This is a genomic window from Chlorogloeopsis sp. ULAP01 (assembly GCF_030381805.1).
In the GTDB taxonomy this organism is placed as follows: domain Bacteria; phylum Cyanobacteriota; class Cyanobacteriia; order Cyanobacteriales; family Nostocaceae; genus Chlorogloeopsis.
The window spans coordinates 179,601-204,679 of sequence record NZ_JAUDRH010000017.1 but is presented as its reverse complement, the minus strand read 5'-3'; the positions used below and the strand labels follow the sequence as shown (position 1 = coordinate 204,679).

General features: G+C 43.2%; 24 protein-coding genes and 2 pseudogenes. 19 read left to right on the top strand and 7 right to left on the bottom strand.

Annotated features, from left to right (window positions below; all coding sequences use genetic code 11):
- Positions 1-17: 17 nt before the first annotated feature.
- The 8 genes from psbA (at position 18) to psbC (ending at position 8,675) form a co-directional block, all read left to right on the top strand.
- Positions 18-1,103, top strand: coding sequence for a photosystem II q(b) protein (gene psbA, locus QUB80_RS29170; protein WP_289792947.1), 1,086 nt, complete (start codon positions 18-20; stop codon positions 1,101-1,103).
- 252 nt (positions 1,104-1,355) lie between these two features.
- On the top strand, positions 1,356-1,832 hold the full coding sequence (gene apcD, locus QUB80_RS29165; protein ID WP_289792946.1) for an allophycocyanin subunit alpha-B: 477 nt from the start codon (positions 1,356-1,358) through the stop codon (positions 1,830-1,832).
- Between the two features lie 124 nt (positions 1,833-1,956).
- Complete coding sequence (gene apcB / locus QUB80_RS29160) at positions 1,957-2,442, top strand: allophycocyanin subunit beta (protein ID WP_289792945.1); 486 nt, start codon at positions 1,957-1,959, stop codon at positions 2,440-2,442.
- Between the two features lie 142 nt (positions 2,443-2,584).
- Positions 2,585-3,064 (top strand): allophycocyanin subunit alpha-B, encoded by a 480-nt coding sequence (gene apcD, locus QUB80_RS29155; protein ID WP_289792944.1) that lies wholly within the window; start codon positions 2,585-2,587, stop codon positions 3,062-3,064.
- Between the two features lie 70 nt (positions 3,065-3,134).
- Entirely contained in the window at positions 3,135-5,408 is a 2,274-nt protein-coding gene (locus QUB80_RS29150; RefSeq protein ID WP_289792943.1) for a phycobilisome rod-core linker polypeptide, read from the top strand.
- 152 nt (positions 5,409-5,560) lie between these two features.
- Positions 5,561-6,082, top strand: coding sequence for an allophycocyanin subunit alpha-B (gene apcD / locus QUB80_RS29145; protein ID WP_289792942.1), 522 nt, complete (start codon positions 5,561-5,563; stop codon positions 6,080-6,082).
- A gap of 123 nt (positions 6,083-6,205) precedes the next feature.
- A complete protein-coding gene (psbD, locus tag QUB80_RS29140; protein ID WP_289792941.1) occupies positions 6,206-7,267 on the top strand; it encodes a photosystem II D2 protein (photosystem q(a) protein) in 1,062 nt (353 codons plus the stop codon).
- Positions 7,251-8,675: a photosystem II reaction center protein CP43 gene (gene psbC, locus QUB80_RS29135; protein WP_289792940.1), complete on the top strand. Its 1,425-nt coding sequence runs from the start codon at positions 7,251-7,253 to the stop codon at positions 8,673-8,675. Before psbD ends, psbC begins: the two co-directional genes overlap by 17 nt.
- A gap of 18 nt (positions 8,676-8,693) precedes the next feature.
- Here psbC and QUB80_RS29130 read toward each other — a convergent pair whose 3' ends face one another.
- Positions 8,694-8,861, bottom strand: coding sequence for a hypothetical protein (locus QUB80_RS29130; RefSeq protein ID WP_289792939.1), 168 nt, complete (start codon positions 8,859-8,861; stop codon positions 8,694-8,696).
- Between the two features lie 179 nt (positions 8,862-9,040).
- Between QUB80_RS29130 and psbB the strand changes: the two genes are divergently transcribed.
- From psbB to QUB80_RS29080, 10 genes and pseudogenes are all read left to right on the top strand, one after another.
- Positions 9,041-10,573: a photosystem II chlorophyll-binding protein CP47 gene (gene psbB / locus QUB80_RS29125; RefSeq protein WP_289792984.1), complete on the top strand. Its 1,533-nt coding sequence runs from the start codon at positions 9,041-9,043 to the stop codon at positions 10,571-10,573.
- A 91-nt stretch (positions 10,574-10,664) separates the two neighbouring features.
- A complete protein-coding gene (gene psbH, locus QUB80_RS29120; protein WP_289792938.1) occupies positions 10,665-10,871 on the top strand; it encodes a photosystem II reaction center phosphoprotein PsbH in 207 nt (68 codons plus the stop codon).
- A 235-nt stretch (positions 10,872-11,106) separates the two neighbouring features.
- A complete protein-coding gene (locus QUB80_RS29115) occupies positions 11,107-11,586 on the top strand; it encodes a Photosystem I reaction center subunit III (RefSeq protein WP_289792937.1) in 480 nt (159 codons plus the stop codon).
- 141 nt (positions 11,587-11,727) lie between these two features.
- On the top strand, positions 11,728-11,874 hold the full coding sequence (locus tag QUB80_RS29110; RefSeq protein WP_289792936.1) for a photosystem I reaction center subunit IX: 147 nt from the start codon (positions 11,728-11,730) through the stop codon (positions 11,872-11,874).
- A 268-nt stretch (positions 11,875-12,142) separates the two neighbouring features.
- Positions 12,143-12,721 (top strand): annotated as a pseudogene (locus tag QUB80_RS29105) (transposase); the annotation flags it as partial.
- 105 nt (positions 12,722-12,826) lie between these two features.
- A pseudogene (locus QUB80_RS29100) lies at positions 12,827-13,614 on the top strand (transposase family protein); the annotation flags it as partial.
- A 246-nt stretch (positions 13,615-13,860) separates the two neighbouring features.
- The gene (locus tag QUB80_RS29095; protein ID WP_289792935.1) at positions 13,861-14,112 is read left to right on the top strand and encodes a UPF0175 family protein; all 252 of its coding nucleotides are present in this window, start codon (positions 13,861-13,863) and stop codon (positions 14,110-14,112) included.
- 53 nt (positions 14,113-14,165) lie between these two features.
- A complete protein-coding gene (locus tag QUB80_RS29090) occupies positions 14,166-14,651 on the top strand; it encodes a GNAT family N-acetyltransferase (RefSeq protein WP_289792934.1) in 486 nt (161 codons plus the stop codon).
- Positions 14,652-14,660: 9 nt separating this feature from the next.
- Positions 14,661-14,966, top strand: a complete 306-nt coding sequence (locus tag QUB80_RS29085) for an IS1096 element passenger TnpR family protein (protein ID WP_289792933.1) — start codon at positions 14,661-14,663, stop codon at positions 14,964-14,966.
- A gap of 148 nt (positions 14,967-15,114) precedes the next feature.
- Positions 15,115-15,432 (top strand): hypothetical protein, encoded by a 318-nt coding sequence (locus tag QUB80_RS29080; protein WP_289792932.1) that lies wholly within the window; start codon positions 15,115-15,117, stop codon positions 15,430-15,432.
- 387 nt (positions 15,433-15,819) lie between these two features.
- Here QUB80_RS29080 and QUB80_RS29075 read toward each other — a convergent pair whose 3' ends face one another.
- The 4 genes from QUB80_RS29075 to QUB80_RS29060 all read right to left on the bottom strand — a co-directional run bounded on the left by QUB80_RS29075 (position 15,820) and on the right by QUB80_RS29060 (position 21,642).
- Positions 15,820-17,259: a beta-barrel domain-containing protein gene (locus QUB80_RS29075; protein ID WP_502875337.1), complete on the bottom strand. Its 1,440-nt coding sequence runs from the start codon at positions 17,257-17,259 to the stop codon at positions 15,820-15,822.
- Positions 17,260-17,654: 395 nt separating this feature from the next.
- The gene (locus tag QUB80_RS29070; protein WP_289792983.1) at positions 17,655-20,402 is read right to left on the bottom strand and encodes a peptidase domain-containing ABC transporter; all 2,748 of its coding nucleotides are present in this window, start codon (positions 20,400-20,402) and stop codon (positions 17,655-17,657) included.
- Positions 20,354-20,866, bottom strand: coding sequence for a cyclic nucleotide-binding domain-containing protein (locus QUB80_RS29065; protein WP_289792930.1), 513 nt, complete (start codon positions 20,864-20,866; stop codon positions 20,354-20,356). The genes QUB80_RS29070 and QUB80_RS29065 overlap by 49 nt, the downstream gene beginning before the upstream one ends.
- Entirely contained in the window at positions 20,863-21,642 is a 780-nt protein-coding gene (locus QUB80_RS29060; protein WP_289792929.1) for a peptidylprolyl isomerase, read from the bottom strand. Before QUB80_RS29060 ends, QUB80_RS29065 begins: the two co-directional genes overlap by 4 nt.
- Before the next feature lie 381 nt (positions 21,643-22,023).
- Between QUB80_RS29060 and QUB80_RS29055 the strand changes: the two genes are divergently transcribed.
- Complete coding sequence (locus QUB80_RS29055; RefSeq protein WP_289792928.1) at positions 22,024-23,301, top strand: glycosyltransferase family 2 protein; 1,278 nt, start codon at positions 22,024-22,026, stop codon at positions 23,299-23,301.
- Here QUB80_RS29055 and QUB80_RS29050 read toward each other — a convergent pair.
- Both QUB80_RS29050 and QUB80_RS29045 read right to left on the bottom strand, forming a co-directional pair.
- A complete protein-coding gene (locus QUB80_RS29050) occupies positions 23,298-24,077 on the bottom strand; it encodes a glycosyltransferase (RefSeq protein WP_289792927.1) in 780 nt (259 codons plus the stop codon). The genes QUB80_RS29055 and QUB80_RS29050 overlap by 4 nt on opposite strands.
- Positions 24,078-24,290: 213 nt before the next feature.
- Positions 24,291-25,004, bottom strand: a complete 714-nt coding sequence (locus tag QUB80_RS29045) for a hypothetical protein (RefSeq protein ID WP_289792926.1) — start codon at positions 25,002-25,004, stop codon at positions 24,291-24,293.
- Positions 25,005-25,079: the final 75 nt, after the last annotated feature.

The window sequence follows — 25,079 nt, the reverse complement described above, 5'->3', positions numbered from 1 at the left end:
TCAATTTGGAATTTTTTATGACTACTATTTCCACACGACCAACAAGCCGTTTCCCAACTTGGGAAAGGTTCTGCAACTGGGTCACCAGTACCGAAAATCGCCTGTATATTGGCTGGTTCGGTGTCTTGATGATTCCCCTGCTAGGTGTTTCGATCTGCGTCTTTACGATCGCCTTTATTGCTGCTCCTCCAGTGGATATTGACGGCATCCGCGAACCAGTATCCGGTTCACTACTCTACGGCAACAATATCATTACCGCCGCCGTAGTTCCCATGTCCAACGCGATTGGATTGCACTTTTACCCCATTTGGGAAGCAGCTTCTATGGACGAATGGCTCTACAATGGCGGGCCATACCAGATGATAGGTTTCCATTACATTCCAGCCCTTGCTTGCTACATGGGGCGTGAGTGGGAATTATCATACCGTCTGGGAATGCGTCCTTGGATTGCGGTTGCCTACAGCGCTCCTCTTGCTGCGACAACTTCAGTATTCTTGATTTACCCAATTGGACAAGGTAGCTTCTCTGATGGACTGCCTATGGGTATTAGCGGCACTTTCAATTTTATGTTTGTGTTCCAAGCCGAACATAACATTCTCATGCATCCCTTACACATGATTGGAGTCGCTGGAGTCTTGGGAGGTTCGCTGTTCTGTGCAATGCACGGTTCGCTAGTGACATCTAGTCTCATTCGTGAAACCACAGAATTAGAATCGCAGAACTACGGTTACAAATTTGGTCAAGAACAAGAGACCTATAATATTGTTGCAGCGCATGGTTACTTTGGTCGCCTAATTTTCCAGTACGCCAGCTTTAACAATAGCCGTTCCTTGCACTTTTTCCTTGCAGCTTGGCCGGTGATTTGTATTTGGGGTACTGCTATAGGCATCAGCACAATGGCGTTTAACCTGAATGGCTTCAACTTTAATAATTCCATCCTTGATTCCCAGGGACGCGTACTTCCCAGTTGGGCTGATGTTTTGAATCGGGCAAACTTAGGTTTTGAAGTGATGCACGAACGGAATGCTCATAATTTCCCACTAGATCTTGCCTGTGGTGAAGCTATTCCTGTAGCAATCACAGCACCTTCCATCACTGCCTAGTTGGTTTTCAGTTGTCAGTTTGATTCCTCCCTGGCAACTGAACCATTTCCTAATCAATTTGTTGTTGGTTGTTAGTTGGTTGTTATTTATAACCTACTAACCACTAACTACTAATCACTGTACGGGCGAGTTTAAAAGATAAATTGTCGGTTTTAACCCAAAAATCATCAACAAAACCGCACGGCAGTCGCTACAACGCGCTGCCTCCCCTACTAACTACTAACCACTAACTAAAAAAATCAGGAGTAATTTATGAGCGTTGTCACCGAATTAATTCTCAATGCTGACAGTGAATCTCGCTATCCTGCTCCTAAAGAGCTAAGAATTTTTCAAGACTTTGTCAAAACAGGAGAGCAACGCATTCGGATTGCAAAAATATTGGCAGAAAATGAACAACTAATTGTGCAACGTGGCAGCCAGAGATTCTGGGAACGTTGCCCGAATACTCCTAGTAATAGTGGTAACGAACGGAAAACCGCTTCCTGTCAACGCGATCAAGGTTGGTATGTTCGCTTAGTTGCTTACTCAGTCTTGGCGGGCAGTGAGAAACCCTTGGAAGAAATAGGCACTGTTGGCATTAAAGAAATGTATAACAATTTAGAGATTCCACTCAGAAATATAGTCGAAGCAATGCGCTGTATTAAAGAAGAAGCTGTATCCATGATGAGTGAGGAAGATGCTGTTGAAGTAGGGCCATATTTCGATTACATAATTAGAGCTTTGTCATAGAAATGATAAGCCAATGAAGAATGAAGTATGAAAAATAAAAGATAAATTTATACTTCATTTTTCGTCTTTTCTTAAAAATTTATTACTCCGATTACTTGAAGACTCAAATTAAGGACACAAGGTTATGCAAGACGCCATTACTTCTTTGATTAATTCTTCTGATGTTCAAGGCAAATACCTGGATAATAATTCTTTAGATAAGCTACAACATTACTATCACACTGGTGATATGCGAGCGCGTGCTGCTACTACGATTAGTGCAAATGCTAAAACTATCGTTACTAAAGCAGTAGCTAAATCTCTGCTTTATACAGACATCACCGCTCCTGGTGGCAATATGTATACCTGTCGTCGTTATGCTGCTTGTGTTCGAGACTTAGATTACTTTTTACGCTATGCTACCTACGCCATGTTGGCTGGTGATCCCTCAATTCTAGACGAGCGTATTCTGAATGGTTTGAGGGAAACTTATAACTCTTTGGGCGTTCCCATTGGTGCAACTATACGAGCAGTGCAAGCAATGAAGGAAGTAACTAATAGCATGATAGGTGTTGATGCAGGTAAGGAAATGGGTGTCTATTTCGATTACATCGCCTCTGGCTTGAGTTAAAAAGCAAGGAATGGGGAATAGAGATTCAGTATGAAAGGAGGTAAAGGTTTAAAATCTCGCCCCTTGTGGACGACCTACTTTTCCCCCAACCCTGTTCCCTGTTCCCTTTTATCTATTACCAATTAACAATTCTCTATTACCAATGAGCATTATTATAAAATCAATTGTGAATGCCGATCGCGAAGCTCGATATCTCAACGCTGGTGAGTTACGCGCCATTCAAGAATTTTATGAAAATGGAGTTTCTCGGCTGAATTTTGCCGTGACTCTGACGGAAAATGAAAAAACAATTGTAGAAAAGGCAAGTCTAAAATTTTGGGAACGCTGTCCAAATACGCCTAGTAATAGCGGCAATAGAATGTATCGGAATTCGTGCTTGCGCGACCAAAGTTGGTACATTCGTTTGATTACTTATGCTTTGGTAGTGGGAGATGTAGAGCCTCTAGCAGAAATTGGCACTATTGGAGTCAAAGAAATGTACGAATCACTAGAAATTCCCCTACCCAATCTAGTGGAAGCAATTCGTTGCCTCAAAGAAGTATCTTTAGACTTATTTACTTTAGAAGATGCTGCCGAAGTAGCACCTTATTTTGACTATTTGATTAAGAGTTTGATGCCTTGATTGGGCATTGGTCACTAGTCATTAGTCATTGGTCATTTGACAGAGGACAAATAACAAAGGACAAAGTTAAATGAGTGCTAAAGCAAGTAGTAATAGTTCAGTTGCTCATCCACAACAATATCAAACTGTACCTATTGCAGTTATTTCACAAGCAGAACAACAAGACCGCTGTTTAAAGCGTACTGAACTTCAAGAACTCAATTCATTTTTTAGTTCTGGTAATAAGCGTTTAGAAATTGTAGAAACGCTAACTAAAAATGCAGACGAAATTGTATCTGTGGGGGCAAATCGGATTTTTGTTGGTGGTTTTCCAATGGATTACTTGGAAAAACCCCAAGATCCTTTAGGATTGCCTGGTTCTGGTTACTATGTGGGTGAGGATTATCTAAGTGCAGCCCGCAGAAATGGTTATGTTCCGGATCGGGAACGGGTAAATTTATTACCAACGCCAAGGTTTTTCAATCCTTTAAGCGCTTGGTGGGAACAAGCGCGTACCCTCTTCACTGATAGAGAACCGCTTCCAGAGGGTTTCCGTTTTATCAATATTTCTCGCTACGGGCCGACGAGAATGAAACGGTCTATGCGAGACTTAGCATGGTTTTTACGGTATATAACTTTTGCAATTGTTGCTGGTGATACTAGTATTTTGTCAGCTAATGCTAGAGGATTGCGCGGAGTTATCCCAGAAGATGTAACAGATGCTACTGTAGTTGCTCTGAAGGAAATGCAACGTCAATCTCTCAGCTACTTTGCAAATGATCCTGAGGCGCAGGAAATTATTAAGCACAATTTTGAAGTATTGATATCGGAATATCTTGTTGAAAAACCTCCAGCCCAACTTAGAATTGGCGTTTCCAACGAACAGCAGGGTTTGGTATTGCCCCAAAGTTATGCGATCGCCTCCCAAGTACGACTCAAATATGTAATGAAGTCAGTTTTACTAGAGACGGAAAAGCAAGCCGTAATTAAAGCTGCCTATCGCCAAGTTTTTGAGTGCGATGTTACTGCTACTTATGGTTTCGCTGTAGATGAATTGGAGTCTCAAGTTAAGGGTGGACAAATTTCCATGAAGGAGTTTGTTCGTCGTTTAGGTAAATCTCGCCTCTACCGCAGACTTTTCTGGGAGCCATACACCATCAGCCGCGTAATTGAACTGGCAATGCGTCACTTTTTGGGAAGGGGATTGAGTTCTCTCGAAGAATTCCAAGCAGACTTTGCTGTAGTTACCAAAGGTGGTTTACCTAAACTAGTTGATACTTTGGTAGATTCCCAAGAATACGCTGACTACTTTGGCGAGGAAACAGTACCATATCTGCGTGGCTTGGGACAAGAAGCTCAGGAGTGCCGTAATTGGGGGCCGCAGATAGATTTGTTTAAGTACAGCGCTGCTGTTCACAAAGTACCCCAATTTGTGACACTGTTTGGCAAATATACCAAACCCTTACCCAATCAGCATCCTTATGGTTCTGGTAACGACCCTCTCGAAATTCAATTTGGTGCAATTTTTCCTGTAGATACTTTACCCGCAACGACTCTCCACAGTCCTGCACCCTTTGGTAAAGATAACCGCCGCATTCTGATTAGTTCTGATGGTTTGGGACAAGTTCCAGGCACTTTGGGAAGGGTAATTAAGTTAGATCATCCAGAGAAATTACACACAACATCTCTGGTGAATGGCAAACAAGCACCACCCAATGTCAGCCTTACGAAAAATTCTTTGCCCGCAGTGATTCAGGGAGCTTATCGGCAGGTATTTGGGCGTGATGTCTTTGAAGGTCAGCGTATAACAGTCGCAGAATCAGCCTTACTAAGTGGTGCAATTACAATGCGGGAGTTTATCCGCCAGTTAGCCAAATCTAAATTATTCCGCAGTATGTTTTGGGAACCACTGTACGTAACCAAGGCGATTGAATACATCCATCGGCGCTTGTTGGGTCGTCCTACCTACGGGCGACAAGAAATGAATCATTACTACGACATCTCTGCAAATCAAGGCTTTTATGCACTGATTGATGAAATGATCGATAGCCCAGAATATATGCAAACTTTTGGGGAAGATACGGTTCCTTATGAACGTTATGTTACACCCAGAGGTTTTGCAATGCGATCGCCTAAATCATCTTACGCTGTAAATCTATCGGCAAAATCTTTGCTGTCGTCAACATCAGAATTAGACAGGTTTGTTCCCAACCACCGCAACGGACAAACACAAACTTTGTCAGAGTTAGTAAACGGGTGTGAGACTAACGTCCAAGAACAAAAACTGGAACCAGAATTAACATACGCGCAAGCTGCTCCAGTGATTGAGTCTGAAAGTGCAGACAGCTATGTCAATCCTGCCTGATTGGAAAAGATTTGGTTTTGGTGATAGCTCGGAGGCAGCAGCCCACCATCTCGTTACCAGGTTCAACCTGGCAGGTGAAAACTAGAGCCTCTGGCTCTTATAGAGAAAGGAGACGAGATTAATAACCAGTAAATCTAAAATCCAAAATAGATATGAGTCTCGTAAAGCAAGTAATTGAGAACGCTGACGAACAAATGCGCTATCCTACTCCCGGAGAAATCCGCATGATTCAAAATTTTTGCCATTCGGGAGATAAACGGATTCGCATTGCTACAGCTTTGGCTAGTAACCAAAATAGGCTTGTAGAAAAAGCTAGTCAAAAATTCTGGAAGCGGTGTCCGGTAACACCCAGTAATAGCGGCAATATGAGGAAAACAGCTTCCTGTCAACGCGATCAAGGTTGGTATATCCGTTTAGTTGCCTATTGTGTTTTGGCAGGGAGCGAGCAGCCTCTAACAGAAATTGGCACAGTAGGAATGCAACAAATGTATGAATCTTTAGGAATTCCACTTTCTAATTGGGTTGAGGCAGTGCGCTGTATTAAAGAAGAAGCTCAAGCACTGCTTGGTGATGAAGATGCTGCGGAAGTCACCCCTTATTTCGACCATATTATCCAAACCCTCTCCTTTCCAGGCGCTCCTTATTTTATGAATGATGGTCGGTTGGATTGGTGATTGGGGATCGGGGGACAAGGGAGAGGGGGAGACGCGGGGACGCGGAGAAAAACTAATGACCAATTCCCAATGCCCAATTCCCGATCCCTAGTTCAAAGTTTTTTAGCAAAAGGATAATTGATTATGACCATTGCAATTAGACCCTCGCAGACAAGGGGGTTTGAATGGTTTTATGTCCTCGATGACTGGCTGAAACGCGATCGCTTTGTTTTTATCGGCTGGTCGGGTTTGTTGCTCTTCCCCTGCGCTTACATGGCGATTGGGGGTTGGTTTACTGGCACGACTTTTGTTACTTCTTGGTACACTCACGGTGTCGTGAGTTCTTACTTAGAAGGCTGTAACTTCCTGACTGCGGCTGTTTCCACTCCTGCTGATAGCATGGGACATTCCCTATTGTTCCTGTGGGGGCCTGAGGCGCAGTGGGACTTTGTCCGTTGGTGTCAAATTGGTGGTTTGTGGACTTTTGTCGCCCTGCATGGTGTCTTTGGTTTAATCGGCTTCATGCTGCGCCAATTTGAGATTGCTCGAACAGTCGGCATTCGACCCTATAATGCGATCGCTTTTTCTGCTCCCATTTCTGTATTTGTTTCTGTCTTCCTCATTTATCCATTAGGACAATCTTCTTGGTTTTTTGCACCTTCATTTGGGGTTGCTGCTATTTTCCGTTTCTTACTATTCTTCCAAGCTTTCCACAACTATACGCTGAACCCGTTTCACATGATGGGAGTCGCCGGTGTATTAGGAGGGGCGCTGTTGTGTGCTATTCACGGTGCAACAGTGGAAAATACTTTGTTTAGAGACACCAGAGGCTTTAACACTTTTAGGGGATTTTCTCCTACTCAAGCAGAAGAAACCTATTCGTTTGTAACTGCAAACCGCTACTGGTCACAGATTTTCGGGATTGCCTTTTCTAACAAGCGATGGTTGCATTTCTTTATGTTGTTTGTGCCAGTTACAGGCTTGTGGATGAGTTCTATTGGCATGGTGGGTTTAGCTTTTAACCTCCGGGCTTATGACTTTGTGTCTCAAGAAATACGCGCAGCAGAAGACCCGGAATTTGAAACATTCTATACCAAGAATATCCTACTCAATGAAGGTGCCAGAGCGTGGATGGCGGCTCAAGATCAGCCCCATGAAAAGTTTGAATTCCCTGAAGAGGTAATGCCCCGTGGAAACGCCCTTTGATTCTAAAGTTGCAAAACCAAAAGACGAGGTTCAAAAACCTGCTTATATCGTGAATTCACCAAGCGAAGGTCGTGATGAAGCCTCGACTGGATATGCTTGGTGGGCTGGTAACGCTCGTTTTATTAACCAATCTGGTCGGTTTTTGGGTGCTCATGTTGCCCATGCAGGGCTGATTGCCTTTTGGGCAGGAGCGATGTTGCTGTTTGAAGTCGCTCACTATGTCCCGGAAAAACCGATGTATGACCAGGGTCTGATCTTAATGCCTCACATTGCCGCCCTTGGTTTTGGTGTGGGGCCAGGAGGTCAGGTAGTAGATATCTTTCCATTTTTTGCGATCGCTGTATTTCACCTGATTGGCTCTGCTGTTTTAGGTTTTGGTGGCATTTATCACTCCCTCAAAGGGCCGCAAAAACTTCCTGGTTTCTTCAATTTCGATTGGAGCGATAAAGATAAAGTCACCAGCATTTTGGGATATCACCTGATTGCTTTGGGTGTTGCCGCCTTCTTACTTGTTGGTAAGGCGATGTTGTGGGGCGGGTTGTATGACACCTGGGCGCCCGGAGGTGGCGATGTACGCCTTGTTACTAATCCTACTCTTGACCCCAGAATCATCTTTGGTTATCTGTTCAAAGGTTTTACAGGTGGAGCAGGTAATATTGCTAGTGTTGACAATCTAGAAGATTTAGTCGGCGGTCATATTTGGATCGGTTCGCTGCTGATACTTGGTGGTATTTGGCACATTGTTACCAAGCCTTTTAAATGGACTCACAAAGCCTTTATTTGGTCGGGAGAGGCTTACCTTTCGCAAAGTTTGGGCAATGTAGCCGGACAAGCATTTATTGCTACGATGTTTATTTGGTTTAACAACACTGCCTATCCCAGCGAATTTTACGGGCCGACAGTTGCCGAATCTTCCAATGCTCAGGCGCTAGTATTTCTCGTGCGCGACCAAAAGTTAGGAGCGAATGTCGCTTCCGCACAAGGGCCAACAGGTCTGGGTAAATATTTGATGCGATCGCCAACCGGAGAAATTATCTTTGGTGGGGAAACCATGCGCTTTTGGGATGTCAAAGCTCCCTGGCTAGAGCCTCTGCGTGGCCCAAACGGTCTAGATATTGACAAACTTCAGCATGATGTCCAGCCTTGGCAAATTCGCCGTGCTGCTGAGTACATGACTCATGCGCCCATTGGTTCCCTGAATTCTGTCGGCGGCTTGGCAACCGAACTCAACTCCTTTAACTTTGTCGGCCCTCGTGCGTGGCTAGCTTCTGCACATTTTGTCTTTGCTCTGCTTTTCTTAGTTGGTCATCTCTGGCACGCCGGTCGTGCCAGAGCAGCCGCAGCAGGCTTTGAAAGAGGTATAGACCGAGAAGATGAGCCAGTTCTATCCATGCCTCCATTAGATTAGTAGGCGATCAGAAGGGGACTAGGGACTCGGTACTAGGAAAAAAGCTCCAGGAGCAGAGGGGCAAAAACATGATTCACGATTCTCCGTGTCCCCGTGTCCCTCCGTCCCCGTGTCCTCTTCTTCCCAATCCCCATTCTGACTATGCAGTATTTGCTCAAAAATCAAATCATTGACTCCGTAGTTCACATAACTTTGTTGATGTTTTTTTGTGGAATTTTGTTTGTTTTGAAAAATTTTTTTCCTGATTCAGCATCGGGTACATACTTACGACTTTTGTTCTAAATAGATGCGTGTTTATTGCATTGATCGCACTTGTACAGACGCGATCGCATCTCTATCGACTTTTGACTAAGGAAGAACAATCAATGGGATTACCTTGGTATAGAGTTCATACAGTGGTCTTAAATGACCCAGGACGACTGATTGCTGTACATCTAATGCACAATGCTCTTTGTGCAGGCTTTGCTGGTTCGATGCTTTTGTTTGAACTAGCTTTGTACGATCCTAGCGATCCAGTACTCAATCCCATGTGGCGGCAGGGATGTTTTTTAATGCCGTTCGTGGCACGCTTGGGAGTGACGAATTCCTGGCAAGGCTGGAGCGTCACAGGTGAAAACTTCGCAGATCCTGGTTTTTGGACGTTTGAAACTGTCGCCATCGCTCACATCATCTTTTCAGGTCTTCAGTTTCTGGCTGCTTGCTGGCACTGGTTTTACTGGGATCTCGCCACATTCTTCGACTCCAAAACGGGCGAACCAACTTTAGATTTGCCCAAAATTTTTGGCATTCACCTATTCTTAGCTGGTTTACTCTGCTTTGGATTTGGTGCTTTTCATCTCACCGGTATTTTTGGCCCTGGTATGTGGGTTTCTGACCCATACGGGCTAACTGGTCATGTTCAAGGAGTTGCACCAGTATGGGGGCCAGAGGGTTTTAATCCTCAAAATCCTGGTGGAGTTGTTGCCCATCACATTGCAGCGGGCATTGTGGGGATTATTGGCGGACTTTTCCATATAGTTGTTCGACCCCCCGAAGTGTTGTACAGGGGGCTAAGGATGGGAAATATTGAAACCGTCCTTGCCAGTGCGCTGGCCACTTTCTTTTTTGCAGGCTTTGTGGCTGCTGGCAGTATGTGGTATGGAACTGCCACCACACCAATTGAACTATGGGGGCCAACTCGTTATCAGTGGGATCAAAACTACTTTAAACAAGAGATTGATAGGCGGGTGCAAGCTGGTTTAGACCAGGGTAAAACTCTCTCACAAGCTTGGTCAGCTATCCCAGAAAAACTAGCTTTCTATGACTATGTTGGCAATAATCCTGCCAAGGGTGGTTTATTCCGAGTCGGTCGAATGGTTGATGGCGATGGAGTGGCTCGGAGTTGGCTTGGCCATCCAGTATTCCAAGACCGTGAAGGGCGGGAATTGACAGTTCGTCGAATGCCCACTTTCTTTGAAACCTTCCCAGTCGTTCTGACTGACAAAGATGGTGTAGTGCGTGCAGATATTCCCTTCCAGCGAGCCGAGGCAAAATATGGCTTTGAGCAAACTGGCGTGAATGTCAGTTTCTTTGGCGGGATACTTGATGGTCAAACATTTACAGACCCAATGACGGTGAAGAAGTACGCACGTCAAGCCCAACTGGGTGAACCTTTTGAATTTGACCGTACAATCCACAATTCTGATGGAGTTTTCCGAACTAGTAATCGGGGATTTTTTGCCTTTTTCCACACTTGCTTTGCCTTGGTGTGGTTTTTCGGACACATCTGGCACGGTTCTCGTGCCATCTACCGAGATGTATTTGCTGGTATCGATCCAGAGCTTGATGAACAGGTAGAGTTTGGTGTTTTCCAGAAAGTGGGAGATACAACCACACGCAAGAAGCAAGCAGTTGTCTAGTTTCTTAAGTTTGTAGTGAGCGCTTAAGCGCTTACTACGAGCAAAACTGAATGTTTACGAAAAATACCATCAAAAATAGGCGGAGGAATCCATGCAAGCACAAAAGTTTCAACCCAAAAAAGTCGCACCTGTACAATATTTACTCAAATCATTAAATACTGAGGCAGGGAAGGTTACCCCTGGTTGGGGTACTACACCACTCATGGCTAGCTTGATGCTGCTGTTGTTTGTTTTCTTGTTAATGATTTTAGAGATTGTCAATTCCTCAATCTTACTTGAAGGAATCAATATAAATTGAACAAGTTTGGGTAACTAATCAATGGAGGTCTTGAAATGCAACACATATTTTTAGGATATGGTGAAGGACAATTTGCCTCAACTGCAACTGGAGTTCTTTTTGGTTTGATAACAACTGTCTCATTTTGCGCTCTCATAATAATTTATGCAGCCAACACTTATCCAGCAAACCGAAGGTAATTGTCTAAAGTCTAAAAAATTAATCACTAATAACTAAAAATCAACAATCAAAAAATATGAAAAGAATATTTGCTCTGATTCTCACCATTTTTATTTGGTTTGGTGCTGTTTCTACTGCATTGGCAGAAAATACTACATTGGTGCCTTGTTACAAATCAGCTGCCTTTGTAGAAAGGATGAAAACTGCTCCTGACAGTTATTACACTACAAAGCCATTAAAAGCTTATTCGCAGTTACTTTGTGGTGATGATGGTTTACCTCGAATCGCTCTTGATCGCCTGAGTTTTGCTGTTGATGCAGCAATTCCGATCGCCATATTTTTGTACACTGCTGGTTTTATTGGCTGGAGCGGACGGTCTTATCTACAAGCAATTAAAAAACAAGAGAAAGCAGAAGAAAAAGAAGTGTTTATTGATGTACCGTTGTTCATCGTTTGTATGGTGATGGCTTTATTTTGGCCTGCGGCAGCAATCAAAGAATTACTAGCTGGTGAATTAGTTGCTAAGGATGAAGAAATTCCTATTTCAGTTCGCTGAAATAACGCTGAGAGGATATCTGAAAAGTTTGTGATAGATGCCAAATGGTTGAGACAAAACAATTTATATTTCAATAGATATCCTCTCAACAGTCCGAATAAAAATATTAATTTCGCTTTAATTGATTTTGGAGAAATCATCATGGAAGCACGTTATTTATTCAGATATCTTTCCACTGCTCCTGTAGTTACTACACTAGCATTGATTATTATTTCTGTGATTTTAATTGTATTGAATTATCTATTTCCTGGTTTGCAATACGGTACTTTTTTCCATTCTTTACCATAAAACCAATAGAAATTACAGAAAGCTCTTCTTGATCACGGCACTGCCAGAAGTGCTTTCTTTTCATTTTTGCCTTCCTGCCTACCTCAAAAATTCTCAATCCATCTATTAACCACCCAAGCAAAGTCTTCAAAGTCAATGATCACCTGAAGGCGATAATTATTGAAGCAAATCATAGAAGAGGGTAGAGTTGTTCTAGAACTCCTAACCCTCTTGTGTGACTATCGCGGTAGTATAAGAATGTACAAAGCCTAGAACGAAGACACAGAGGATGGTAGAGCCTCGTCCACCCAAACAAACCATCAAATTTGTGGACGAATATTGCCAGTGGTATAAAAAGCTCTTTTCAGATGTGAGGAATTTTGAAGCGTTTAAGTATCTACATATAGGATGCATTTCTGATTTAAAACGAAAAAGTCTACCAGAAATAGCAAAAATTGTCGGATTAGAGAACTATCAAGGGCTACACCATTTCTTAACTACACCATCTTGGGAAGTAGAACAGTTAAGAACTTTAAGATTAGAGCTAATTCTACAAGTACTCAAAGGTAGGCCAATCATTTTAATTATTGATGAAACCGGAGATAAGAAGAAAGGTTCTACTACAGATTATGTGAAACGGCAGTATATAGGCAATTTGGGAAAAGTAGAGAATGGAGTTGTGGCAGTCACAGCCTATGGTGTGTTTTGTGGAATGACATTCCCACTACTATTTGAAGTATACAAGCCACGGGAAAAACTAAAGCCAGGAGATAAGTATCTTACCAAGCCTCAAATCGGGGCAATGCTAATACGAAAGCTACAATTAATGGGTTTTAAATTCAATTTGGTACTGGCGGATAGCTTATATGGTGAGCAGCGCGTTGGGCGGCTACCCTCCGGGAAGCCGCTTCGCGTCTAGTGCCGACTTGAAGCGACTGCGTTCGCCGGAGGCGTTCCCGAAGGGTACCCGAAGGGAGAGAGTGGCACAAATTTTGTATCTATATTAGATGAACTAGGTTTAAATTATCTAGTAGTAATTTGCTCAAACCATTCGTTAGGCTTGCTTAAAGGGCAGTACACTCAATACTTAAAGTGGCAGAAATTCAAACGAGTATTCTCTGACCTAAGTAGTGAGAATCGGTTTATTAGAGAAATAATTCACGGAAAACGTGGAGAACATAGATATTGGCAAATTACCACAGATTGGGAAACACTACCAGTAAACTCTACCTGGTATGTAATGAGTAAATATCCGGAAATTACACCTAGAGAGGTTGGTAATTTTTATGGATTAAGAACATGGGTTGAATATGGCTTAAAGCAAAGTAAAAATGAATTGGGTTGGGCTGATTATCGTTTCACTCGCTATCAGGATATTGAGCGATGGTGAGCCAGCGCGTTGCGGGGGTTCCCCCCGTTGTAGCGACTGGCGAACCCGAAGGGTGGGAAATTGTTTGTAGTGCTTACCTGATGGTTAGTCTTCACTCAGAATCTCTGCGTCCTTCTCCACCAGATTCTCAATCTCAATTTGCTTCCCATCCCTGGTGGGACAACGGTAAGGGCTGGAAGAATATTTTGAACAATCTGCGTTTAGTTATTCAACCTTTTATTTTATTTAACCTCATATACCCCTGGTTAACAGTTTTTCCTATTCCTCAACTGTCTTTGGGTTTTTCTAAGCTTCAAGCCATCGTTTATAGGCTCACTTCCCCAATTTTTATCTTTCTGGCTCACCCTGAATTCTATTTTTCTTCTGCCTAAAGTGACACAACAGGGATAATCCACAAGAGCATGAGTGGATTTCCCAAACAGTGAAATATGTAGCTAGGGAGCATATTCCTCAGTATCTTAAGGGTGAGTAATTCTTGTTTGACAAGTATTAAGGTAGTTGGAGGCGATCGCATCAAATATGCCCTGAATTACGCTTGGAAACACCTAACGAAAATTTCATGTAGTACGATGGAGACAATATCGTTTGGAAAGTACCCACTCAGGGAGAATAGTTAAATGCAAATTATAATCGAACTTCCCGACGATATCGCCAATCAACTACAACCCGCTAACTTTTCCCGCAGAATTTTAGAACTCATTGTGGCTGACAATTATCGCCAAGGTCGTATTGGAGCGGCTAAAGTCTACCGAATGCTCAATTTTTCCTCCCGTTGGGAAACTTATGAATTCCTTAAGCGCGAAAAAGCCTATCTACCCTACACTGAAGACTATTTAGAACAAGATATTCAATCGATTCGTAACTTTTAAGGTTAATTTTTGATACGCATCAACTTTGTGAACGGATACCACTGGAGTTCCCGATGATACGACCGACGACACCCGATGATTCGGTGGCACTGATCGCGCTGGCTGTGGCGGCAGGGATGTTTCCCGCTAACGAAACCGAGGCGCTGGGCAAAGTGCTGGCGGACTACTTCGGTGGCAACCTCGACGACGGCCACGTGTGGATCACCGACGAGGAAGAGGGTGAACCGTGCGGAGTTGCCTACTACGCGCCTGCTCTGATGGCGGATCGGACGTGGTATTTGTACATGATTGCTGTGCATCCCGACTGTCAAAGACAGGGGCGCGGAGCGGCGCTGCTGCGGTATGTGGAAAATGCATTGCTCTCAAGCGGGCAGCGGCTGTTGTTGGTCGAGACGTCGGGGTTGCCGAGCTACGATCGCGCGCGGGCATTCTATGCAAAGTGCGGCTACGAAGAGGAGGCGCGTATCCGCGACTTCTACACGGCGGGCGATGATGGAGAGCGAAAAATTTCGGGGGAGATGAGGGACACGACGCGGTAAGATGACTCAATGATTGATCCGGCTGAAAGAGTCATATATCAGTTAAAGGTAGTGCTGTTGGGCATTAGCCCAATGATTTGGCGACGGGTAAAAGTTAGTAGCGACAGCACAATAGAAGATTTACATTACACGATCCAGCTAGCAATGGGGTGGGAAGATATTCACCAAAAGACGACGGGGAAGCCCGTTCCTTTAAGGGGCGCTCAGAATCGTCGTCCGTCGTCTTGGGGCAAGGGGCATTCATGCATTGGCCAATGCCCAATTCCCAATTCACTTCGGCCCGCTTTCATCCCCCAGACTTCAGTCGGGGGATGAGCTTAACTGCACCATTTCATCATCCACGGTAAGTATTATGGGATTACCCAACCAGGTGGAACCATTTTTAGCGATCGCTTCTTTCAAGATTAGTAGAGGCGATCGCTTTTGTTGTCTAGTAACTATAGAATATAAAATCTGTTAAATTATGGCAATTACTGGTAGACAAAAAATCATTATGTTGGATACAAAATACGTTGCGTCTATTTACTGGGATCAAGAACTAGGTGAACGGCTAAAAGCTTTGCGAGGAGCTAATTCTGTCCGTTCTATTTCTGAAAAAACCGCCCAGCTTGGGGAACGGATATCTCATCAATACATTCATATGCTTGAAGAACCTGAAAGGTACGAAAATTCAGCCGCTACGGTATCTTTTCCGAAAATCTCTGTCTTGCTCAAAGCCTTAGACAGCAGTATTGAAGAATTTCTTAGTACAGCAGTAACAATTGTGTCTATTCCCTCTTGATAATTGTCTGATGTTACTAGACAATGGAGTTAATAAAACAAAAGACGACCGCCCGTCCTGAGAAACTTGTGCGATCGCTTCTGTAGTGCGGAACAAAATTTTCTGTGCCGAGTTTAAGAAGGTAGACGGAGCCAAGGGTACGTATAATCCCCCAACAACCGTCGTCCAGTTCTCCACTCAATGATGCTAATTACCACTTGTTTACTGGCGAGAAAAGAAAACCGCTCAAGCATAAATCTTCTTTGGATGGGCATACTTAATTTCCAAGCGTGTGCATCTTTGACTTCCTCCCCACCCTAAACCTTGCACCCTGCTTACTCCAAAATTCGCTTCGCTCTTTCTCCGTTCGCTGAGGATGGGGTTTTACGGCGCTCTTGATAAAAAGCCTTAACGCACAGTTTTCAAGCTCTCCACAGAAGAGCTAAACATATCAGTGAAAATCGACATCACCGTGCGCTCCCTGAGCTTAATATTGGCACCTATGGACATCCCCGATTGCAACGGTATCTTGCGTCCATTCACCAAAAGCGACTGCTGTTCCAACTGCACTTTGGCAGGGAATCTGTAAAACGGATAAATCTGATCCGGTGGCAAGGCATCAGAGCCAATCCACACTAACTTACCTTTGATATCCCCAAACTCGCTCTTAGGAAACGAATCAATCCTTACATCTACCGTCATTCCCTCTTTCACAAAACCAATATCTTTGTTAGTGATAAACACTTTGGCAATCAGCACATCAGTAGGTACAACCTTAAGAATTGGTTCGCTGACTGTAACTACAAATCCTGGAGTATGTGCCTTGAGTTCAAAAATTGTACCTGCAACTGGTGCTACAATTTCCTGATACTTCAGATTCAGCCTTGTTTGGGCCAGTTGGCTGTCAATCTCAGCGATGCGTTTATTATTTTCTACTATGGCTTTCGTCAGTTGAGAGTCAATTTCTGCTATACGTTTATTGTTTTCTGCAATTTGATTGAGCCAATCTCTACGAGAAAGAGCAACAGTGTTTTGTAATTTCGCTACTCCTTGTGCTATGGCTGATTGCAAACGTGCCTTTTCTTGAATCAGTTGGTCAATTTCTGATAGTGCATTGCGGACTTCTTGTTCTTGTTTGAGGTACTGAATTTTAGAAATCGCTCCAGATTGCATGAGTGGGGTAACGTTATCCAAAATCCCTTGATTCATTGCCAAGGTCTCTTTAGTTGTAGCCAGTTTAATTTCAGCTTGTTGGAGTTGGCGTTTTGATTGGTCAATTTCCAACCCGGCAGCAGCGACACGGGCATTTAATTCGATTTGATTGGATAAAAAGCGTTCTTTTTGTTCTAGTGTGAGGCGAACTTTAGATAAATTATCATCTAATTGGGTGCGATACACTTGGTTTTCTGCAACCAATGCGGCTCGACTTTTAGTCAAATCAAGCATCTCTTTGGGGACTGAAAGAGTGAGAGAGTGAGGGAGTGTAGACGCGGTCGCGGCTTCCCGCAGGGTGGGAGCGAGGGTATTTTCTCTCCCTCTGTTGCTCCTTCCCTCTCTCATTCCTTCTGTTAATTGTGTTTGATAAAACCGATTTTCTTGCATCAAGGAAGAGCGTATTTTTTGTAACGAATCTAACTGAGCTAATGCAGTAGTGGAGTCAAGACTTACAAGACGTTGCCCTTGTTTGACTTGCTTACCATCTTCAACAAAAATTTCTTTGACGACTCCACCGACAGGTGCTTGTACTTCTTTGGTTGCACCCGATGCTTCCAATTTACCTGTAGCTGATACTGCTTCTTCAATAGTGGCTATGTTTGCCCAAATAATTGCCCCTGCTGTCGAAAGCATTAATCCCCATAAAATTGCTCTTGACCAAGTACGAGGTTGTTTCAATATTACTGGTTGGTCAAACTTAGGAACATAACGCGGTGTATTTGAAGGTGGTTTTGGTTGGATGTCAGAAGTTTGAGGAGTTTGGGATGCTATTTGTTCTAATTGTTGGATAGAACCTGCTTCTGGTATTGATGAATGAGTATGACCATTTTCATTGCTACTATGACTTGAATATTTCCCATTTCCATTTGTGCCATTTCCATTATTAGTATTCATAAATAATTTTGATTAGGTTGAAAATTTTAAGTAGTTAGTTGTTAGTAAGATAAGTATTAGTTCAGGATTAACTGCGGAAATTAATTTAGATATTTAAATAGGAAATTCATTGAATTTTTATCAATAGCCACCATCTATGCAGCAGCAGCTTCCTGTTGTTGATAAAGGCAATAGTACAATCCTTTCATTGCTATTAATTCAGCATGAGTCCCCTGTTCTGCTACTTGTCCTTGATTCATCATCAAAATAATATCGGCATTACGGATAGTTGCTAATCTATGGGTAATAAAAAGTACTGTTCTTCCTTTAAATGCAGCTGCTAAATTTAAACAACAGGAGCGTTCGGTGGCATAATCCAAAGCACTGGTAGCCTCATCTAGTATGAGCAATAGTGGATTTTGCAGCACAGTACGAGCGATCGCTATCCTTTGTCTTTGTCCCCCAGATAAAGCAGCACCTCTTTCACCAACACGAGTTTCATAACCATTCGGTAGGTTCATAATAAAATCGTGGGCGCAAGCAATTTTGGCTGCTTCGACAATTTCTTCTGGCGTCGCATCAGGCATTGTCAGGGCAATATTTTCTTGCACTGTGGTATCAAACAGGAGAGTATCTTGCAGCACCATGCCAATTTGTTGCCGCAAGGAGTAGAGTTCGACTTTGCTGATATCATAGCCATCAATGAGGATGCGACCAGAGTCTAACTCGTACAAACGCGGTATTAATTTTGTCAGGGTACTTTTGCCAGCACCGCTTTGTCCAACTACTCCCACAAATGCACCACTAGGAATGTCAAGACAAATGTTGTTAAGTTGTGGGTTAGGACTCTTGCCGAAGCTGAAGGTAACGTTTTCATACTTAAGCTGCCCCTCAATTGCAGGCATAGGGATTTGGGAAGAGGGGGAGAGGGGGCGAGGGGGTGAGGGGGGGAATTTCTTTCTTTCTCCCACTCTCCCACTCTCCCACTCCCCCCCTCCTAGTTCGGTTTCCTGTGGAGTATCGAGAATATCGGCTAATCTTTCTAATGAAAGTGCTGTTTCTTGGAAATTCTGCCACAGTTGAATTAACCTCAATAGAGGACTGGTAACATAACCTGCAATGATACGGAAAGCAATTAATTCTCCTAAGGTCAGTTGCTTTTGTAGTACCAAATATGCGCCAACCCATAACAATAGCAAACTGGAGAGTTTGTTGAGAAAATTGCTAAAGGAACTGACGGTATTGGAAGTGAGGACATTTTGAAAGCTGGCGCTAATGTAACGTGCGTAGCGTGTTTGCCATTGCCATCTGGAATTAAGTTCGATATTTTGGGCTTTAACGGTTTGGATACCAGAGACAACTTCTACTAAATATGATTGAGTTTCGGCATTTCTTTCGGCTTTGGTTCTAGTTTGTTGACGGATAATAGGAGCGAATATAAAAGTTAATAAGGCAAATAGTGGTACAGTTGCTAGTGCCACGATAGTCAGCAACCAGCTATACCAAATCATTACCGCGATGTAGATGACAGAGAATATGGCGTCCAGGACAACAGTAAGGGCAGTACCTGTAAGGAAAGAACGAATATTCTCCAGTTCGTTGATGCGGCTGGATATTTCTCCTACAGGACGTTTTTCAAAATAACGTAGTGGTAATCTTAGTAAGTGGTCGATAACTTCTGCACCCAAACTTAAGTCAATACGGTTAGTGGTATCAACAAATAAGTTGGTACGCAGCCAAGTAATCACACCTTCTACAACAGCTATTGCAATTAACAGAAAACCCAGAACATGAAGGGTATTGATGCCATTTTGAATAATAACTTTATCGATAATTACCTGGGTAATTAAGGGATTAGCAAGTCCTAATAGCTGTACAAATAATGAAGCGATGAAGACTTCAATTAAGGCTGTGCGATGCTTTTTAATAGCAGGAATAAACCAACTTAAATCAAAGCGACGTTTTGGAGTTTCTTTAGTTGGTTGCAGTAGCAGTACTTGACCTGATTCACCCCAAGCTTCAACAAAATCTGCTGGCTTTTTATGGGTAATGCCCTGTTCGGGGATGGCAAGTACCAATTCTTTTTCTGATGCTTTGTAAAGAATAGCAAAACCCTCAAGCCAAGGCAGCAGTACGGGTGTGGGGAGTTTAGAGATGGCGACTGCGGGAATGTTAACGAGTTGAGATTTCAGTCCCAGGAGTTCAGCTATGCCACCGCAAAGTTCAATTGATATTTTGCCAGTGCGTTGATAGTTGTTGACTAAGGCACGACGCAGTACATCTCGTTTCCACGGCATTCCTAAATGTTGGGAAAGCATTTGAAAACAAGCAAGGGTACTATCAACTGGCCCTCTACCGTGAACGTAGGGATATTTTACTCTTTGGAGTTGAGCGGGGTCTAGAGCTTCTTCTGGGTGTTCTGGAGCGTAGGGTGCGCTGTCCCAAATGGAAGAAGGAGGGAGTGAGGGAGAGAGGGAGTGAGAAAGTGAGAAAGTGGGGTCAGTAAAACCTACTAGGCGTACTCCCCTTGAACTTTCTACTTTAATGTAAGTTTGTGACCCTTGATTATCGTTATGAGGAGTTAGGGAAGAAGAGTGAGAGAAACTTTTCCCTCCCTCCCTGGTTCCCTCACTCCCTCTCTCCTCCAATGAAATGCGATCGCCCACAGCATAATTAGAACCATTGCTGCTAACTAACCACAGTAAATTCGGGTCTAACTGTTGGAGCGGTGTTTGCCCTGAAGGTAGGTTGAGGATAGTCGCTGATTTGCTAGAAGTGATCGCTTTTTCTAATAAATCATCGCAAGCCTTTCCCCGGCGTTGTAGTTCTGCTCCCAACAAGTCGTAGATTTCAATTAGGCTACAGTGGTTGCGGAAATAGACAGCGAATGATGGTGAGGGGATGGGGTGAAATTATTCTCCCCACTTCTCAATCTCCCCACCTGTGCATTGTCGCGAAGCAACTCTTTCTCCCTATCTCCCCACCTCCTCACCTCCTCATCTTCCTCCAGCAGTGCTAAAAAATCCGTCGCTTTCAGGGTGAGGCAAAGAGTTTCATCACAAGCGATCGCTGTTTCGCAAGCAACGCCACGCACTAAGCTTGTCCAACCTAAGATTTCTCCTGGTTTTAGTAGTTGCAGCGTTTCTGGAGCAGCAGCACCTGGTGCGTAACCCAACAAACGTGCTTGTCCGGTGTGGAGGATGGCAATTCTTGCAGGTAGGGTTTCTTTCACCAAAATGGCTTGTCCCATCCGGTAGCGCAATGGTTCTAGTTTTGCAGCCATGCGCTCAATCACACCGCCCTCAAGCCTGTCAAAGGGGGAGATGCTAGCTAAGAATTCCTCAAAGGTGCTGGTGTTGGAGGTCATTGCGTTACTAAGCTTGGGGTAGGTGCGTCAGTTGTTAGAGAAATTTGTGTATTGTTTAATTCTTCAGTTAGCCAAGTTTCAAACAAATGATTGAGCAGTGTAATGCGTGTAGCATCATCTAACTGGGCTGGAATTAACTTTTCCAGTCGTATAATTACCACCCAGTTTTCCAATTGCATTGGCGGCCACAACTGTCCTGGTTGAGAAATGGCAAGTTTTTGTGCAATTGCTGGGTGAGGTTGAGAAAGACCAACTGGGCCAACTAGTCCTCCTGTTTGCGCTTCTTGTCCTTGCGAGTAAAGGCTTGCACATTCAGCAAAAGTCTGTTCTCCTGCTTTAATCCGAAAGTAAAGTTCTTGGGCTGCTTCTGCGTCAGATGTACGTAATAGGGAGTAGACAACTTTATCGAGTTGGGGCTTGTATTGCAGAAAGTAGGATTCAACCTTTGACCCCCAAATGGCTTGCTTAAATTTTTCAATCCTCAGTTCTCGTGTAGCCAATGACTCCAATTGTTCACCACTCATGCCATAATGCTTCAACCAAGCTTCCCTTTGTGCTGGTGTTGTTAATTGATTATTCTCGTAGTACTGCTCTATGGCGCTAGTTTTCTCTTCTGACAGCAGAAGTATAGGTGCGTTAGCGGAGCTTAACGAAGTTATCGCTTGATCAATAATCAGGAAACGGCATAATTGCGGAAGCATTTGATAACCAGCCAGCAGCTTTAATGCTTCTGCGGCAGTGATTGTCTGGTTGCCAAATTGGAGAACTGGAGTCATGGTAATATTTCAAGCTTTAGAAGCAGCTTAGGTAGAAATTTTTGCAGAAAACAGATATATAAGCTTTTACACATCTCACGTGTTAATTTAGGTTGAGGGAGAGAAGGGGAAAGGTTTGTCAAGTTTACTTAAAGCTTACTGAATCGAATTATGGCTGACAGATTGTAAATCTGGCAACTATGAACATACGCAATTTGGCAACAAACTGAACCACATGAAGTGTAAAAATACTAATTGCAGGCACAGTTGCAAGATTGCTACTTCAAGACTTTGTGTATTTACCTCTATACAATATTTGTAATTAGCTTGACAAGAATGCGAGCCGCATTCTTGTCAAGCTAGGCATGATCGCTTGTTTTGACTGAGGTAGTTGTCAGTTGCATGTCAAAAACACCCCTAGTTTCGATTATTATTCCCTGTTATAACGCTGCTGCAAGACTTGAGGCTTGTTTGCAAAGCTGCTTGCGGCAGACATATCCCGATCTAGAGATAATTGTGGTGGATAACAACTCCACTGATGGATCTTTAGAAATTGCTTATAGTTTGGCATCAACAACTTCTAATCAAGTGCGTGTATTGCAAGAAAAGCAACAGGGAGTAAACTATGCTCGCAACTGTGGGCTTTTGCAATCCCAAGGAGACTACATTCAATGGTTGGATGCTGATGATGAGCTTACACCCAATAAAATTGCCTTACTCTTAGCTGCACTGGAACAAGACCGCCAGTTCGACATTGCCTACGGAGACTGGGAGTGGTGTTTTTATCAGAACGAGCAGTGTCAACATAGATTACTATTTAATTCCCAGCAGCTAGACGATCCATTACGGTATTTTTTGCTCCACTACTGGCACCCGCCTCATGCTTACTTGTTACGTCGAAGTGCTGCTCAATGCTTAAATCAAGAGCAAGCATGGCATCCTCAAAGGCAGGTGAACACCGACTTGGAGTACTTTACTTTAGCAGCAATTTTGGGGTTGCGGTTTCTTTATGTGCCAGGAGCAACTGTCTGTTACAACCATTGGTCTGATAAACAAACCAGTCGTTCTACTTCTTACTGGCAAAGAGTTCAAAGCACTAAGCAGATGGCTGTGCGCTTTGAATATTATGCCAAACAGCAACAATTCCGACAATTGTCGCCGGAACATTGGTTTTTGCTAAGGCTAAACTGGGATTTTTGGAAGCTAGCACCTACGCAGTTGTTTCAAGAAGCAGAGCAGTGTTTTTGGTTGCAGCACCGCTTTAATAATATTGGTATGACCCTAACACCTGCCGAAGCTAGAATTGTGCTGGTGATGAATCAGTTAGGTAGCGTTGATACACTGATGGGACATACCAATCAAATCATTCGTTTTTTATGGAAGCAAGCAGTGTTGCAACCCTCTATTAATCAAACAAGTGTTGCAGAAGTACTTTCATTGTGGGTGGGTCTGTTGCCAGATTCCCAGCCGATCTCGCTAATTGAAAAACCTTTGGTGTCTGCTTCACAACAAGTAGCGAAATTGCATTCTCTGATTAGTGCCGTGCCACTACATGCACCTCTATTTACACAACAGCGAGCAGCGATTCTCCGATTGCTCTCCAAACTGCAAGTAACTGGGTTGTTAAAGCAGGTAATGCCTAAAACCTCACAAAATATGGCTGCTGACAATCCGATCTAACCGTTGGCGCAGTCATTTATATTTTTGCGTTGCAAATAGTAGTGACCGACAATTTCTACTTTGATTTCGTAGCGTTCAGCCAGTCCCCGGCGTTGCAGTGCACGTGCGATCGCATCCTTGGAACTGAGAATTAGTTCTAGAGTATGTTGATGGGTGATGCTTTGTGGATGTTGGCGGTAGTAATATAGGGGTTGCTGGAGATGCTGCACTTGTGTGACCTCTGAAAGTCGCAAGCATATGTCATAGTCCTGAACGAGTTGGCATGACTCATCAATCCCACCTGCTTGCTCAAAAACAGAACGCCGAATCAACCGAAAGTGGAAGGTCATAAAGTCAACTAGGATTCGGTCTTTGCAGTAAGGTATTTTGCAACGCTTTCCGGAAGCGATAACTTTGTTATTCTCGTCGATAACAATATAGTCGGTGTAAACAAGTCCGATTTCGGGATTCGCATCTAAAACGGCAGCAGTTTCTAAGAGTGCAGTTGGTGCTAGAATGTCATCGCTATCTACCCACCCTACGTAGGTTCCAGTTGTCATTGAAAATGCATCTTTCAATGAGCGCGTTGCTCCCTGATGCTCTGCTGCTACAACTCGTACACGCCGATCTTGTTTAGCATAATGACGGGCTATATCTACAGAGTTGTCTGTTGAGCCATCGTCCCATATTATTAGCTCAAAGTCATGTCGAGTTTGCTGAAGGACACTTTCAATGGCTGCATTAAGATAGCGCGAGCGGTTGTAAACTGTGATGACGATGGAGATGGTGGGGGGCATGGGGACAAGAGAGAAAAAGTTTTATTGGCAAGTAAGATTTAAATGTATCTATTCATACATATAAACCACAATACTTTTATTTCTCGAAAGCCCACAAAATTATTCCTGTGCTATCTATGAGTCATTCTTTGTTGTTTGACAATTTAATTGCATCAACATTAGGCATTATGGCACTGTACTAACAATACTCACTTTTAGAAGGTTCAATTAAATTCAATCAAATGCAGGGTCTTTATACCATTGTCGAAATTCCCAGTACCATTCGTTAGCTTGGTCATTTGCCTCAATCCACTCGGGTGAAGTATCTGAGTCTATAGACCACTCATTGTGACTACCCTGAAAACGCACTCTGTATCCTTTAGGTAAATTCTTCCAGTAAGTAGCTTGCCAAGGCTCCAGCACATCCCAAACTTCTGTTCCTGGCACATGAACCACAGCAGATACATAGCAATTTATAGAGAGAAACTTTTCTACAAATTGCTTAGAGGGGCATATTACTTGTGATTCTGCTATTTCTCCAGATTCATTAAAACCAATATTCACCACGCAATACCGATCCCAATCTGGATGAGCTACACTTTCCCAACGTGCCCCTCCTTGAGAAGTTAAGTAGTACAAAGCTCCAAGTTCTCCATCTAAATTTGCTTCAATTTGAGACGGAGTTAATACTATTAATTTTTCTACTTCAAATATGGGAGTTAACAGAGTTGAGAGATGTTTCTCTGATTTAACTTGCTCGGCTATTAAATCACCTAAAATTTTGTCTTCAACATTTCTCATCTCTGCCAGTATATTTCCATTTTGGAATAAGTTATTTGCTGAAATAACCACTTCAGTACGAGATATATTATAATCTTTTGCCACATTTATAAGAGCTTCGGGAAACTCTAAAGCAGATTTAAGAATCAGGTACTCTACTTTATTCATTTTGATGATCCAACAATTTAGTAAAGAACTTATACCGTTTTACTTTAAGGTTGATACATGAGTACGACAGTTACT